The sequence below is a fragment of the Pseudomonas sp. 10(2024) genome (assembly GCF_045164175.1).
GTDB lineage: Bacteria > Pseudomonadota > Gammaproteobacteria > Pseudomonadales > Pseudomonadaceae > Aquipseudomonas > Aquipseudomonas alloputida.
This window is the reverse complement of record NZ_CP174006.1, coordinates 2,224,307-2,237,438: the sequence shown is the minus strand read 5'-3', so window position 1 is coordinate 2,237,438 and position 13,132 is coordinate 2,224,307. Positions and strand designations below refer to the sequence as shown.

Here is a 13,132-nt window from a genome sequence, read left to right as displayed (position 1 = left end):
CCCATGTTTCGCTCCGCCCTCGCCCTGCTCCTGACCCTTGCCCTGCCGGCACTGGCCCTGGCCGATAACAGCAAGCCGCTGCGAATCGGCATCACCCTGCACCCCTACTACAGCTACGTGAGCAATATTGTCGGCGACAAGGCCGAGGTGGTTCCCCTGATTCCGGCGGGCTTCAACCCGCATGCCTACGAGCCGCGGGCCGAGGACATCAAGCGCATCGGCACGCTGGACGTGGTGGTGCTCAACGGTGTTGGCCATGACGATTTCGCAGACCGCATGATCGCCACCAGCGAAAAACCCGACATCGCCACTATCGAAGCCAATCAGAACGTACCGCTGCTGGCGGCCACTGGCATCGCCGCGCGCGGTGCCGGCAAGGTGGTCAACCCGCACACCTTTCTGTCGATCAGCACCACCATCGCCCAGGTGAACAACATCGCCCGTGAACTGGGCAAGCTCGACCCGGACAACGCCAAGTTGTACACGCAAAACGCCCGTGCCTACGCCAAGCGCCTGCGCGCCCTGCGTGCCGAGGCCCTGGCCAAGGTCACCGAAGCCCCTGGCGCAACGTTCCGGGTCGCTACCATCCATGCAGCCTATGACTACCTGGTGCGTGACTTCGGCCTGGAGGTGACCGCTGTCGTCGAGCCGGCCCATGGCATCGAGCCCAGCCCGGCGCAGCTGAAAAAGACCATCGACCAGCTCAAGGCGCTGGACGTGCGGGTGATCTTCTCGGAAATGGACTTCCCGTCGGCCTATGTCGAAACCATTCAGCGTGAGTCCGGTGTGCGCCTGTATCCGTTGACGCATATCTCCTACGGCGAGTACACCAAGGACAAGTACGAGGTGGAAATGAAGCGCAACCTCGACACGGTGGTCCGCGCCATTCAGGAGAACCGCGCATGACCGCTGCCGCCAACCTGGTGACAGCCTGCGGGCCGCGCATCGAGTTCACTGGCATCGACCTGACTTTGGGGCGTACGCGCATCCTCGAACATGTCAGTTTCAGCGTGGCAGCAGGCAGCGTGCACGCCATCGTCGGCCCCAACGGCGGCGGCAAGAGCTCGTTGATCAAAACCCTGCTCGGGCAGATGCCACACCAAGGCCAGCTGACCTTGCATTGGCCTGGTGAGCGCGAAGTGATTGGCTACGTGCCGCAGGCACTGGAGTTCGACCGCGGCCTGCCCATGACCGTGGACGATTTCATGGCCGCCATGTGCCAGCGCCGCCCGGCCTTCCTCGGCCTGTCGCGGCGCGTGAAGCCGGACATTGATGCAGCCCTGGTAAAGGTTGGCATGCTCGACAAGCGCACGCGGCGCATGGGTGCACTGTCTGGCGGTGAGCGCCAGCGCGTGCTGCTGGCCCAGGGCCTGATCCCCGAGCCGCAGTTGCTGGTGCTGGACGAACCGATGTCGGCCCTCGATGAAGCCGGAATCCAGGTGTTCGAACAGTTATTGCAGGGCTGGCGCCAGGCCGGCACTACCGTTCTGTGGATCGAGCATGACCTGGAAGCCGTGTTGCGTCTGGCGGACCGGGTAACAGGCCTGAACCGCCAGGTTCTGTTCGATGCGCCGCCTGCCCAGGCCCTGACCCCGGAGCGCCTGCTCGGCCTGTTCTCCGTTCACCCGCGTAGCGAGAGCCTTGCCTGATGAGTTTTGAAATCTTTCGCCAAACGGTCCAGGACTGGGCCACTGCCGGCTATCTGCCCGAGGCGTTGGCCTACGGCTTCGTGGTCAACGCCCTGTTGGCCGGCCTGATGATCGGCCCGGTGTTGGGTGGCCTGGGCACCTTGGTGGTGGTCAAGCGCTTTGCGTTCTTCTCCGAAGCGGTCGGCCATGCGGCGCTGACCGGCGTGGCCATCGGTATCCTGCTGGGTGAGCCCTATACCGGCCCTTACGGCAGCCTGTTCGGCTACTGCCTGCTGTTCGGCATCCTGCTCAACTTCCTGCGCAACCGTACCGGGCTGTCGCCGGACACACTGATTGGCGTGTTCCTGTCGGTGTCGCTGGCGCTGGGCGCCAGCCTGCTGCTGATGCTGGCGGGCAAGATCAACGTGCACATCCTCGAGAACGTGCTGTTCGGCTCGGTGCTGACCGTTAGCGCCCAAGATCTGGTCGTGCTGGGCATCGTCGCAGTGCTGGTGCTGGCCTTGGCGCTGCCGCTGTACAACCGCATCATGCTGGCCAGTTTCAATCCGCAGCTGGCGGCTGTGCGCGGGGTGGCGGTGAAGACCCTGGACTATCTGTTCGTGGTACTGGTGACATTGGTGACCGTGGCTGCGGTGAAGGTGATCGGCGCCATCCTGGTCGGTGCACTGCTGGTCATCCCGGCCGCCGCCGCTCGCCTGGTCAGCCAGTCGCTCAAGGGCTTTTTCTTCCTGTCGGTGCTGATTGCCACCATCAGTACCCTGTTCGGCATCCTGCTACCGATCGTTTTCGACCTGCCAGTGCCGTCAGGGGCCGCGATCATCCTGGTCGCCGGCATCTGCTTTGCCCTGGCCGCCCTGGCCCGCGCGCTCGTTCCCCGCCTGCAAGGAAACCCGGCATGAACTTCAAACACCTGACCCTGGCGCTGGCACTGGCCGGCCTGCCGTCCCTGTCTTTCGCCACGCAAGTGCTGACGACCCTGCCGGTCACCCACAGCCTGGCCAGCGCCTTGCTCGAAGGCACTGCGGTGCAGCTCCAGCGGGCGGCACCGGCCAACCTGCCTGCCAGCCGCCAGCCGTCGTATTTCAGTGGGCGTGGCGGCGCAGGCCTGCACAAGGCCGCCCAGCAGGCAGATGCGGTGATCGCCGTGCGTTCGATCTGGCGCGACGACCCGCTGTACCCGATGGCCCGGCGCAGCAATATCCGCATTGTCGAGATCGATGCCGCACGACCGGTGGATGGTGCCCTGCCGGGCATTGCGGTGAGCGGTGACGATGCCTATGACGCTTACCCCTGGCTCAACCCGACCAACCTCGGGCGCATGGCCGACGTGGTGGCCAATGACCTGGAGCGCCTGGCGCCTGCCGACAAGGCAAAGATCCAGGGCAACCTGGCAGGGCTCAAGCGCCAATTGCTGGAGCTTTCGGCCAGCAGCCAGACGCGGCTGGCCAAAGTCGACAACCTGACGGTGGTGAGCCTGTCGGAGCGGCTGGGGTATCTGGTCAACGGGTTGAACCTGGATGCGGTCGAGCAGCCGCTGCCGGCCGAATGGGATGCGGCCGCACTCAAGGCGCTGGGGGAGAACCTGAAGGCGCAGGACGTGGCGCTGGTGCTGGACCATCGTCAGCCGGACGCGGCAGTGGCCGAGGTGATCAAGGCGGCCGGGGCCAGGCTGGTGGTGGTGGAGAGTGACCCTGAGGATGCGATTGCGGGGCTCGAGGCCAGCGTTGACCAGGTGGTTGGGGCACTGGGCGAGCGCTGATCGGACAGGCCCGAGCGGCTGCAGTGGACACGCACCGGTGGTTCGTAGGAGCGGGTTCACCCGCGAAAGGGCCGGACCTGCTGGCCAATCTCCACCCGCCGTTCACCGTTGCCGCCGCCACCATATTCGCGGGTAAACCCGCTCCTACACACGCATCGAGGGCTCGTAGGAGCGGGTTCACCCGCGAAAGGGCCGGACCTGCTGGCCAATTTCCACCCGCCGTTCACCGTTGCCGCCGCCACCGTATTCGCGGGTAAACCCGCTCCTACACACGCATCGGGGGCTCGTAGGAGCGGGTTCACCCGCGAAAGGGCCGGCCGTCTGCTGGCCAATTTCCACCCGCCGTTCACCGTTGCCGCCGCCACCGTATTCGCGGGTAAACCCGCTCCTACACACGCATCGGGGGCTCGTAGGAGCGGGTTCACCCGCGAAAGGGCCGGACCTGCTGGCGAATTTCCACCCGCCGATCACCGTTGCCGCCACCACCGTATTCGCGGGTAAACCCGTTCAAGGGTTGCTGCCAGGCTAACGCTTCATGCACCGCTGATAACGCTCATCCACCCGCCCGGCAAACCAGGCCGTGGTCAGCTTGCGGGTAATCTTCGGGCTCTTCAGCTCGATGCCCGGTAGCACTGCGCGGGGCACCGGTTTGCCGGCTTTGGCATCTGCCAGGGCAAACACCCCGCTGTACAGCTTGCTGTCCTCGAACGCCAGGCTGTCGGCCTCCTCCAGCTGGCTTCGGATCTGCGGGTTACGCAGCCCCAGCTTCACCCCCAGCTTGCGCGCGGCCAGTTCGGTGGTCCCTGGCATGATCGCCCCCGGCGCCACCAAGTCGCCGTCCAGTGCCAACTTCACCCCCGTGACCTTGCTCAATGCCGCCTGGAATGCCGCATTGCGGCTGGCGTACCAGCCCGCGTTGAAATCGGCGAAACGGTAAAGCTGGCGCTCGTAGTTGGCCGGGTAGCCCAACAGGTGGGCAATACCGAAGTACATGCCGCCGCGCCGGCTGAACACTTCCTGGCGAATTGTGCCTTCATGGCTGTAGGGGTAATCCCTTGCATGCTTTTCGGCGAAGTCGATGCTGACCTGCATCGGCCCGCCGGTGTGCACCGGATTCAGCCCGTCCAGCAAGGTCTTGCCCAGCGGCAGGCGTGCAACGACTTCGTCGTACAGTTCACTCAACTGCTTTTCGCTGCGCACCGTCTGCAACCGCTGCTGGTAGCTCTTGCCGTTGCCCGACGGCGTCTTCAGCGCACCGTCGACCAGCAGTTTGGGAATATGCAGGCGCGCAGCGCGGCGGTCGATCTCCTGGCGGGCGATACGCCCAAGGTTGGGCACCTGTGGGTCCGCAGTGAAGGTCGACTCCTGTTCGGTCACCGCCAGCACTGCACACAGGTTGCTTTTACTGGGCGCTATGCGCTGGGCTTCGAAGGCTGCCTGGATATCCTTGGCCCAACCCTCGCGGTCCTTGAGCTGGGCGGGTAACAGCCGCAACAGCTGCGCACGGACTTTCGCCGGGTCCGCTTCGGGCGCTTCTTCGCGGCGCCCGGCACAGCCTTGCAACAGCACCAGGGCCATCACCGAAATGGCCAGTAACCGGCCGTTCAGGGCTGTTCACCGACCAGATAGGTTTTGCTGATGTGGCGGAACTGCGGGTGCCCGGCACTGCCCATCAATTCGAACAACACCATCTCGCGGGTCACCACCTGCGCGCCGGCGGCACGCATGCGCGCCAGGCCTGCGGCCTTGCTGGCCGGGCTGCGGCTGTCGCAGGCATCCTCGACCACGAACACTTGCTTGCCCAGCGCCAACAGGCCGAGCACGGTCTGCAGCACGCAAACATGGGTTTCCATGCCGCAGACGATCACCTGCTCACGCGCCATCAAACTGGCTGGCAGGCACTCGGCAGCCACGCAGGAAAAGTGACTTTTTTCCACCACTTCGGCTGCCGGCGCTGCGGCCAGCAGTTCGGCCAAGGTATGACCCAGGCCTTTAGGGTACTGCTCGGAAATCACCGTCGGCAGCGCCAGCTCGGCAGTCGCCGCCAGCAACCAACGGGCCCGTGCCCGAGTGCCTTCGGGGTCGCTCATGGCACCGATCAGTTTTTCCTGGATGTCGACGACCAGTAGCGTGGCGTTGAGTGGGTCGATCAGCATTGTCTGCCTCTTGCCTGGGAAAACCCTAGCCTCCCCCAGGCAAGCGGTGACGTCAATCAGGCAGACAGCCGAAGCGGCTGCAGCGACGCGGTCAGCGCAGCGAGCACACGGTCTTCCTGCTCATGGATGAAAAAATGACCACCCGGGAACATCTGCAGCGAGAACGCGCCGTGGGTTTCACAGCGCCATGCCTGCAGTTGCTCATCGCTGGCCCGGTCATCCACGCCACCCAGCACATGCAGTGGGCACTGCAACGCCGCTCGCTGCCGGTATGTGTAAGTGCCGCACAACAGAAAATCCGCGCGCAAGGTCGGCAGGGTCAGGCTCATCAGCTCAGCGTTGGCCAGCACTTCCTCAGGCGTGCCCTGCAGCGCGCGCAACTCGCTGATCAGCTCGGCGTCGCTCTTGGGCTCGCGCCAGTTGTTGCCGTCGTAGTCCTCACGCCGGGTAGGTGCCGCGGTGCCGCAGGCGAACAAGGCCAGCGGCGCCGGGCAGCCCAATGCCTGCAGCTCATGGGCCAGCTCGAAGGCCAGCAGTGCACCCAGGCTGTGGCCGAGCAGCGCATAAGGAGCGCTTGCCGTCAGGCGCTGCTCGCTGGCCAGTTGCCGAGCCAGCACTTGCATGTCGGTGTGCAGCGACTCTGCCATGCGCGCCCCCCGCCCAGGCAACTCTACCGGGCGTACCTGCAACCATGCCGGCAGCTTGCGCCGCCAGCGGCTGTAGACCATGGCGCTGGCCCCGGAGTACGGCAGGCACAGCAGGTTCAGCACGGTCACTGGGCAGCAGCTTCGGCCATTTTCTGGCGCAGGCTCAGCGGGCGCATGTCGGTCCAGACTTCATCGATGTAGGCCAGGCAATCCTTCTTCAGGCCGCTTTTGCCCACGGCACGCCAGCCATTGGGGATGGCTTTGTAGTCGGGCCAGATCGAGTATTGCTCTTCGTGGTTGACCACTACCTGGAACTGGATATCGTCGCGGTCGAAAACGGAAGTCATTGCCTGTCTCCTTAAATGATGATGCCGCTGCGCGCCTGGCGCAGGGTGGCTTTCAAGTAGACGTAGCAAGCGCTGTAAAAATTAACGGAATTGACGCGCCCCCATGTGGGCAGGCCGATGCCGGTATTAACCCTCAGGTATCACGCAACAGGTCGTGCGTATCGAGCAACCGGAACGCAACCTGCGGATTACGCTCCAGCCCGCGCCGGATCGCCGCCGGGATAGACTGCCGGGTCTTGCGGCACAGCCCGGGCTGATCGTCCAGTTCGATGACGATGCCGCGCATGGTCCGTACCTCGTTGTAACCGGGGGCGATGTGCACGCGGATGCCGAGGTTTTCGTACAGGCGCTGCTGCAGACGTTGAAGGTCTTCCAGGTCCTTCAGGTTTTCCAGGCGTTCGAGCAGGCGTTTTTCTTCCTGCCGGGTCAGCAAGAGGATGCGCTGGGCGGCCTGCGGATGGTCGGCCAGTTGCTCGCGGCCGCAGACGCAGGCGCCAGGGGGGCAAGGTTGGCGTAAAGGAACGGGTGTACTCATAGGGCAAGCATAGCCTGTACCGACGGTCAGAGCTGCGCCAGCCGCGCGCGCAGGAAGCTGACAAAACCCTGCACCGGCCGCGCCACCTGCCGGTGCTGCGGATACACCGCCGACAGCTGCAGCGCGGGCGGGCGCCACTCATCCAGAACCGTCACCAGTTGCCCCTCCGCCAACGCCTGCCCAACGATAAAGGTCGGCAGGTAAGTGACCCCCATCCCGGCAATCGCAGCCCCCCGCAGCAACTCGCCATTGTTCGCCCGCATGCGCCCGGTCACTTGAATTGCCTGGGTTTTGCCACCTTTGTGGAATTGCCACTGCACCTGCCGCGAATGCCCATAGGGCAGGCAATCATGCGCGGCGAGCTCATCCGGTTTTCCCGGCACTCCCCGTGCTTGCAAATACGCCGGGCTCGCACAGTAGACCCGCTCGACACTGGCGATACGCCGGGCGATCAGGCTGGAGTCCTCCAGTGCACCAATCCGCAGTGCCAGGTCATAGCCTTCACCAATCAGGTCCACAGCGCGGTCGCTCAGGTCTACCTCCACATCAACCTGGGGGTGCAACTGCAGAAACTCGGTCAGCAGGCAGCCCAGGTGCGCCATGGCAAACGACAGCGGCGCGCTCAGGCGCAAGGTGCCGCGCAAGACCTGGGCCTGGCCGCTGATGTCGTGCTCGACCTGCTGCACTTCACCCAGCAGGCGCAGGGCCGACTGGTAGTAGTGCTGCCCCAGTGGCGTGGCGTCGAGGCGCCGGGTGGAGCGGTTGAGCAGGCGCACGCCCAGGCGCTCCTCAAGCTGCATCAGGCGCCGACTGACCGATTGCTTGGACATGCCCAGACGGTCGGCGGCAGCGGTGAAACTACCGGCCTCCATCACCTGGGCAAAGATCCGCATGTCTTCGTAAGGGTTCATTGTCTCGCTCTTGCTTACAGTCAAACACTTTATAGCGGCTTTTTCCCACGAGTGCATCTGCCTAATCTACGCACAAGTCGCAGCGATGGCCCTTCAGGCCAGGCAAGACGCCCACTACCAACACTTGCACAGAAAAGGATTCGCCCATGAACATTGTCCACAAAGCCCTCACCACCTCCTTCTTGGCCCTGTCCGTTTCCAGTGCCTTCGCCGCAGGCAGCCCTGGTGTCGAACAACACACCCAGGCCTTCCTCGAAGCCCTGGAGAAAGGGGGTGGCAAGCCGCTGGAACAGCTCTCACCAAACGACGCCCGCGCGGTACTGACCGGCGCCCAGGCTTCGGTGAAGGTCGACCTCTCGGGGGTCGAGGTGAAGGAACGCACGATTCAGGCCAATGGCCAATCGATCAAGCTGCAAGTGGTGCGCCCAACCCATGCGAAAGGTGATCTGCCGGTGTTCATGTTCTTCCACGGCGGCGGTTGGGTGCTGGGCGACTTCCCGACCCACCAGCGACTGATCCGCGACCTGGTAGTCGGCTCGGGTGCGGTGGCGGTCTATGTGGACTACACCCCGTCACCGGAAGCGCACTACCCGACGGCGATCAACCAGGCGTACGCCGCGACGCGCTGGGTGGCCGAGCATGGCAAGGAGATCGACGTGGATGGCAAGCGCCTGGCGGTAGCCGGCAACAGCGTTGGCGGCAACATGGCGGCGGTAGTTGCACTCAAGGCCAAAGAGGCCGGTACCCCTGCCCTACGCTTCCAGTTGCTCCTGTGGCCGGTGACCGACGCCAGCTTCGAGACAGCGTCGTACAAGCAGTTTGCCGAAGGACACTTCCTGACCACCGGGATGATGAAGTGGTTCTGGAACAACTACACCGTTGATGCAAAGGCGCGGGCGCAGATCTACGCCTCGCCGCTGCGGGCGTCCGCCGAACAGCTGAAGGGCTTGCCACCGGCCCTGGTGCAAACGGCTGAGTTCGATGTGCTTCGGGATGAAGGTGAGGCGTATGCCCGCAAGTTGAATGCGGCGGGCGTGACAGTAACCTCGGTGCGCTACAACGGAATGATTCATGACTATGGGCTGCTCAACCCGTTGAGCCAAGTGCCGGCAGTAAAGGCGGCACTGCGGCAGGCGGGCAACGAACTTAAAGTGCATCTGCAGTGAGGCGATGAGCAAAAGACCCGCCTGAGCGGGTCTTTTGCTTCTATTTGCGGAAACGGCCCGCAGGCTTCAATGAATCTGCCAGCGGTGCGGCAGGTCCGGCCCTTTCGCGGGTAAACCCGCTCCTACACAGGCACCACAACCGTCAAATTCTATGGTGGCCTGTGTAGGAGCGGGTTTACCCGCGAAAGGGCCGGCAAATCCTGCTCAGGGCTCAAACCCCTCCACAATTATCACCTCAGCCTTCGCCACACCTTGGCGATGGCTGCAAGCCTCCTGATACAGCTCGGACCGATAACACGCCACCGCCTGCGCGTACGAATCGAACTCGATCACCACACTACGCTGAGGCGTAGCCCTTCCTTCCATCGCCTCGCTACGCCCGCCACGGGCCAGGAAGCGCCCACCGAATGCCTTGAAGGCAGCCGGGGCGCGCTGGGTGTACTGCTGGTATTGCTCGGGGTCGGTCACGTCCACATGGGCTATCCAGTAGGCCTTCATGTGCAGCTCTCCTGTTACGGTGATATTTGTGTATGATGGTATACCATAAAATTCACCCCACCACAGTGAGCGTGCACCATGGCTTTCAACACCATCGAGGAACTTCTCGAGGACTACCGGCAAGGCAAGATGGTCCTGCTGGTGGATGACGAGGACCGGGAAAACGAAGGCGACCTGCTGATCGCCGCCGAGCGTTGCGACGCCCAGGCCATCAACTTCATGGCCCGCGAGGCGCGTGGGCTGATCTGCCTGACCTTGACCGACGATCACTGCCAGCGCCTGGGCCTGGAGCAGATGGTTCCGGCCAACGGTAGCGTGTTCAGCACCGCGTTCACCGTGTCGATCGAGGCGGCCACCGGGGTCACCACCGGCATTTCTGCCGCTGACCGGGCACGCACCGTGGCAGCGGCCATGGCCCCCAACGCCCGCCCCGAAGACCTGGTGCAACCTGGCCACATCTTCCCCCTGCGCGCCCGCGAAGGCGGCGTGCTGACCCGTGCCGGCCACACCGAAGCAGGCTGCGACCTGGCACGCCTGGCCGGCTTCAGCCCGGCCTCGGTCATCGTTGAAGTGCTGAACGACGACGGCACCATGGCTCGCCGCCCCGACCTGGAAGTGTTCGCCGCCCGGCATGACATCAAGATTGGCACCATCGCCGACCTGATCCACTACCGCCTGAGCACCGAGCAGACCATCAAGCGCATCGGCGAGCGCGAGCTGCCGACGGTGCATGGCACCTTCCGCCTGGTCACCTATGAAGACCGCATCGAAGGTGGTGTGCACATGGCCATGGTCATGGGCGACATTCGTCGCGAACAGCCGACCCTGGTGCGGGTGCATGTGATCGACCCGCTGCGCGACCTCGTGGGTGCCGAATACGCCGGCCCCGCCAACTGGACGCTGTGGGCGGCGCTGCAGAAGGTGGCCGATGAAGGTACTGGCGTGGTGGTGATCCTGGCCAACCACGAATCCTCCCAGGCCCTGCTTGAGCGCGTGCCACAACTGACCCACCCTGTGCGGCCCTATCAACGTGGCCAGTCCAAGGTGTATTCCGAAGTGGGTACCGGGGCGCAGATCCTCCAGGACCTTGGCGTGGGCAAGCTGCGTCACCTGGGGCCACCGTTGAAGTACGCGGGGCTGGCGGGCTATGAGCTGGAGGTGGTGCAGAGCATCCCCTTCGAACCCGGGATTGCAAGCTAAAAGCAACATCAGCAACTGATTGTAGGAGCGGGTTCACCCGCGAATGCGTCGGTGGCGTCACCATCGCATTCGCGGGTGAACCCGCTCCTACAGGGCCCTTGGTGCTTTTGACAGGGCGGAGTGATGGCCGGTCGCCCCATACCTCTTGCCAAAATCTTGGAATACCATAATATGATATCCCGTAGACCTTGAATCTACAGGCCGGCACCTACAATTAAAAACGGCCACCAGAACACTTTGTTTTAGCTGCTCCCCGAACACTGTTGGCGGGCGCACCAAAAGCCCCGCCTCGAATAACAAAAGCAACGAGGGCGTAACCATGCTGTTAAGCAAACGTGTAACCGCAGTGCTGTCTGCCAGCCTGCTGACCCTGGCATGTCAGGCCGCCCAGGCCGCCGACAGCCTCAACTTCGTCAGCTGGGGCGGTACGACCCAGGACGCCCAGAAAGAAGCGTGGGCCGTACCGTTCACCAAAGCCACGAACATCAAGGTCGTGCAGGACGGTCCCACCGACTACGGCAAGCTCAAGGCCATGGTCGAGAGTGGCAACGTGCAGTGGGACGTGGTCGACGTCGAAGCCGACTTTGCCCTGCGCGCTGCCAGCGAAGGCCTGCTCGAACCCCTCGACTTCAACCAGATCAAGCGCGACAAGATCGACCCACGCTTCGTCTCCGACCATGGCGTCGGCTCATTCTTCTTCTCCTTCGTGCTCGGCTACAACGAAGGCAAGCTCGGGGCCAACAAGCCGGTGGACTGGACCGCGCTGTTCGACACCAAGGCCTACCCCGGCAAGCGAGCCCTGTACAAATGGCCCAGCCCCGGCGTGCTGGAACTGGCCCTGCTGGCCGACGGCGTAGCCCCCGACAAGCTGTACCCGCTGGACCTGGACCGCGCCTTCAAGAAGCTCGACACCATCAAGCAAGACATCGTCTGGTGGGGCGGTGGCGCCCAGTCGCAGCAGTTGCTGGCCTCGGGTGAAGCCTCGCTCGGCCAGTTCTGGAATGGCCGTGTCTACGCCCTGCAGCAAGACGGTGCACCGGTGGGCGTGAGCTGGAAGCAGAACCTGGTCATGGCCGACTTCCTGGTCATCCCCAAAGGCGCCAAGAACAAGGAAGCGGCCATGAAGTTCCTGGCCAACGCCAGCAGCGCCGAGGGCCAGGCCGAATTCGCCAACAAGACCGCCTACGCGCCGGTCAACGTCGACAGCGTGGCCAAACTGGACAAAGACCTCGCGCCAAACCTGCCAACTGCCTACGCCCAGGACCAGGTCACCCTCGACTTCGCCTACTGGGCCAAGAACGGTCAAGCCATCGCGGCCCGCTGGAATGAGTGGTTGGTCAAATGAAAGTCGCCATCAACGCCCTGCACAATGCGCAAGGTACCCCCACGGGTGCCGGCGCCCCGGGCACCACCCCGCGCCGCGCAAGCCTGAGCCAGCGCTGGAAAGGCAGCCGCAACCTGCTGCCCGCCCTGCTGTTCCTTGGCGTGTTCTTCTTCGCCCCGCTGGTCGGCCTGCTGCTGCGCGGGGTGCTGGAACCCACCCCGGGGCTGGGTAACTACGAGCAGCTGTTTGCCAACTCGGCCTACGCACGTGTGCTGTTCAACACCTTTTCCGTGGCCGGCGTGGTGACCCTGATCAGCGTGCTGCTGGGCTTCCCGCTGGCCTGGGCGATCACCCTGGTGCCCAAGGGCTGGGGCCGCTGGCTGCTGAACATCGTGCTGCTGTCGATGTGGACCAGCCTGCTGGCGCGCACCTACTCGTGGCTGGTGCTGCTGCAGAGCTCGGGCGTGATCAACAAGGCGTTGATGGCCATGGGCATCATCGATGCCCCGCTGGAAATGGTGCACAACCTCACCGGCGTGGTAATCGGCATGAGCTACATCATGATCCCGTTCATCGTGCTGCCACTGCAGGCGACCATGCACGCCATCGACCCGATGGTGCTGCAGGCAGGTTCGATCTGTGGCGCCAGCCCGTGGACCAACTTCTGGAAGGTGTTCCTGCCGCTGTGCCGCTCGGGGCTGTTCTCCGGGGCGCTGATGGTGTTCGTGATGTCGCTCGGTTACTACGTCACCCCGGCGCTGCTGGGGGGCGCGCAGAACATGATGCTGCCTGAATTCATCATCCAGCAGGTGCAGTCGTTCCTCAACTGGGGCCTGGCCAGCGCCGCTGCCGCACTGCTGGTGGCGATCACCCTGGTGCTCTTCTACCTGTACCTGAAGCTGCAGCCGGAATCCCCGGTTGGCAACGCGAGGTAAACCGC

Annotated in this window: 15 protein-coding genes; 8 read left to right on the top strand and 7 right to left on the bottom strand. The window is 63.9% G+C overall.

Annotated elements, in window-relative coordinates; genetic code table 11:
* Positions 1–3 precede the first annotated feature (3 nt).
* Genes ACI7M0_RS10075 through ACI7M0_RS10060 form a run of 4 tightly spaced genes read left to right on the top strand, consistent with a single transcriptional unit; the run spans position 4 to position 3,408 of the window.
* Positions 4–906, top strand: a complete 903-nt coding sequence (locus ACI7M0_RS10075; protein WP_019436719.1) for a metal ABC transporter substrate-binding protein — start codon at positions 4–6, stop codon at positions 904–906.
* Positions 903–1,649, top strand: coding sequence for a metal ABC transporter ATP-binding protein (locus ACI7M0_RS10070; RefSeq protein ID WP_104961389.1), 747 nt, complete (start codon positions 903–905; stop codon positions 1,647–1,649). Before ACI7M0_RS10075 ends, ACI7M0_RS10070 begins: the two co-directional genes overlap by 4 nt.
* Positions 1,649–2,548, top strand: coding sequence for a metal ABC transporter permease (locus ACI7M0_RS10065; RefSeq protein WP_064491487.1), 900 nt, complete (start codon positions 1,649–1,651; stop codon positions 2,546–2,548). The genes ACI7M0_RS10070 and ACI7M0_RS10065 overlap by 1 nt, the downstream gene beginning before the upstream one ends.
* The gene (locus ACI7M0_RS10060) at positions 2,545–3,408 is read left to right on the top strand and encodes a metal ABC transporter solute-binding protein, Zn/Mn family (protein WP_129933978.1); all 864 of its coding nucleotides are present in this window, start codon (positions 2,545–2,547) and stop codon (positions 3,406–3,408) included. The genes ACI7M0_RS10065 and ACI7M0_RS10060 overlap by 4 nt, the downstream gene beginning before the upstream one ends.
* A gap of 525 nt (positions 3,409–3,933) precedes the next feature.
* Here the strand turns inward: ACI7M0_RS10060 and ACI7M0_RS10055 are convergent.
* The 6 genes from ACI7M0_RS10055 to ACI7M0_RS10030 form a co-directional block, all read right to left on the bottom strand.
* Positions 3,934–4,986 (bottom strand): DUF1615 domain-containing protein, encoded by a 1,053-nt coding sequence (locus tag ACI7M0_RS10055; protein ID WP_129933880.1) that lies wholly within the window; start codon positions 4,984–4,986, stop codon positions 3,934–3,936.
* Between the two features lie 26 nt (positions 4,987–5,012).
* The gene (locus ACI7M0_RS10050) at positions 5,013–5,564 is read right to left on the bottom strand and encodes a hydrolase (protein WP_129933879.1); all 552 of its coding nucleotides are present in this window, start codon (positions 5,562–5,564) and stop codon (positions 5,013–5,015) included.
* A gap of 56 nt (positions 5,565–5,620) precedes the next feature.
* Entirely contained in the window at positions 5,621–6,340 is a 720-nt protein-coding gene (locus tag ACI7M0_RS10045) for a thioesterase II family protein (RefSeq protein ID WP_004576597.1), read from the bottom strand.
* Positions 6,337–6,558: an MbtH family protein gene (locus ACI7M0_RS10040; protein WP_003256222.1), complete on the bottom strand. Its 222-nt coding sequence runs from the start codon at positions 6,556–6,558 to the stop codon at positions 6,337–6,339. The genes ACI7M0_RS10045 and ACI7M0_RS10040 overlap by 4 nt, the downstream gene beginning before the upstream one ends.
* Positions 6,559–6,691: 133 nt before the next feature.
* Positions 6,692–7,093 (bottom strand): hypothetical protein, encoded by a 402-nt coding sequence (locus ACI7M0_RS10035; protein ID WP_010954639.1) that lies wholly within the window; start codon positions 7,091–7,093, stop codon positions 6,692–6,694.
* A gap of 26 nt (positions 7,094–7,119) precedes the next feature.
* Entirely contained in the window at positions 7,120–8,004 is an 885-nt protein-coding gene (locus tag ACI7M0_RS10030) for a LysR family transcriptional regulator (RefSeq protein ID WP_010954640.1), read from the bottom strand.
* Between the two features lie 146 nt (positions 8,005–8,150).
* Between ACI7M0_RS10030 and ACI7M0_RS10025 the strand changes: the two genes are divergently transcribed.
* On the top strand, positions 8,151–9,170 hold the full coding sequence (locus ACI7M0_RS10025) for an alpha/beta hydrolase (protein ID WP_129933878.1): 1,020 nt from the start codon (positions 8,151–8,153) through the stop codon (positions 9,168–9,170).
* 204 nt (positions 9,171–9,374) lie between these two features.
* Here the strand turns inward: ACI7M0_RS10025 and ACI7M0_RS10020 are convergent, their stop codons facing one another.
* On the bottom strand, positions 9,375–9,668 hold the full coding sequence (locus ACI7M0_RS10020) for a DUF1330 domain-containing protein (RefSeq protein WP_129933877.1): 294 nt from the start codon (positions 9,666–9,668) through the stop codon (positions 9,375–9,377).
* 78 nt (positions 9,669–9,746) lie between these two features.
* Between ACI7M0_RS10020 and ribBA the strand changes: the two genes are divergently transcribed.
* From ribBA to ACI7M0_RS10005, 3 genes are all read left to right on the top strand, one after another.
* Positions 9,747–10,868, top strand: a complete 1,122-nt coding sequence (gene ribBA / locus ACI7M0_RS10015) for a bifunctional 3,4-dihydroxy-2-butanone-4-phosphate synthase/GTP cyclohydrolase II (RefSeq protein ID WP_129933876.1) — start codon at positions 9,747–9,749, stop codon at positions 10,866–10,868.
* Between the two features lie 319 nt (positions 10,869–11,187).
* Positions 11,188–12,213 carry a polyamine ABC transporter substrate-binding protein gene (locus ACI7M0_RS10010; RefSeq protein ID WP_020190567.1) on the top strand — a complete coding sequence of 342 codons (1,026 nt, stop codon included), beginning with the start codon at positions 11,188–11,190 and terminating at the stop codon, positions 12,211–12,213.
* Positions 12,210–13,127 (top strand): ABC transporter permease, encoded by a 918-nt coding sequence (locus ACI7M0_RS10005; RefSeq protein WP_010954644.1) that lies wholly within the window; start codon positions 12,210–12,212, stop codon positions 13,125–13,127. The genes ACI7M0_RS10010 and ACI7M0_RS10005 overlap by 4 nt, the downstream gene beginning before the upstream one ends.
* Positions 13,128–13,132 lie beyond the last annotated feature (5 nt).

What these genes read in the sequence shown, in the direction of transcription:
- ACI7M0_RS10075 (WP_019436719.1), top strand. Translation starts at nt 4, where the DNA reads ATGTTTCGCTCCGCCCTCGCCCTGCTCCTGACCCTTGCCCTGCCGGCA.
- ACI7M0_RS10070 (WP_104961389.1), top strand. Translation starts at nt 903, where the DNA reads ATGACCGCTGCCGCCAACCTGGTGACAGCCTGCGGGCCGCGCATCGAG.
- ACI7M0_RS10065 (WP_064491487.1), top strand. Translation starts at nt 1,649, where the DNA reads ATGAGTTTTGAAATCTTTCGCCAAACGGTCCAGGACTGGGCCACTGCC.
- ACI7M0_RS10060 (WP_129933978.1), top strand. Translation starts at nt 2,545, where the DNA reads ATGAACTTCAAACACCTGACCCTGGCGCTGGCACTGGCCGGCCTGCCG.
- ACI7M0_RS10055 (WP_129933880.1), bottom strand. Translation starts at nt 4,986, where the DNA reads ATGGCCCTGGTGCTGTTGCAAGGCTGTGCCGGGCGCCGCGAAGAAGCG.
- ACI7M0_RS10050 (WP_129933879.1), bottom strand. Translation starts at nt 5,564, where the DNA reads ATGCTGATCGACCCACTCAACGCCACGCTACTGGTCGTCGACATCCAG.
- ACI7M0_RS10040 (WP_003256222.1), bottom strand. Translation starts at nt 6,558, where the DNA reads ATGACTTCCGTTTTCGACCGCGACGATATCCAGTTCCAGGTAGTGGTC.
- ACI7M0_RS10035 (WP_010954639.1), bottom strand. Translation starts at nt 7,093, where the DNA reads ATGAGTACACCCGTTCCTTTACGCCAACCTTGCCCCCCTGGCGCCTGC.
- ACI7M0_RS10030 (WP_010954640.1), bottom strand. Translation starts at nt 8,004, where the DNA reads ATGAACCCTTACGAAGACATGCGGATCTTTGCCCAGGTGATGGAGGCC.
- ACI7M0_RS10025 (WP_129933878.1), top strand. Translation starts at nt 8,151, where the DNA reads ATGAACATTGTCCACAAAGCCCTCACCACCTCCTTCTTGGCCCTGTCC.
- ACI7M0_RS10020 (WP_129933877.1), bottom strand. Translation starts at nt 9,668, where the DNA reads ATGAAGGCCTACTGGATAGCCCATGTGGACGTGACCGACCCCGAGCAA.
- ribBA (WP_129933876.1), top strand. Translation starts at nt 9,747, where the DNA reads ATGGCTTTCAACACCATCGAGGAACTTCTCGAGGACTACCGGCAAGGC.
- ACI7M0_RS10010 (WP_020190567.1), top strand. Translation starts at nt 11,188, where the DNA reads ATGCTGTTAAGCAAACGTGTAACCGCAGTGCTGTCTGCCAGCCTGCTG.
- ACI7M0_RS10005 (WP_010954644.1), top strand. Translation starts at nt 12,210, where the DNA reads ATGAAAGTCGCCATCAACGCCCTGCACAATGCGCAAGGTACCCCCACG.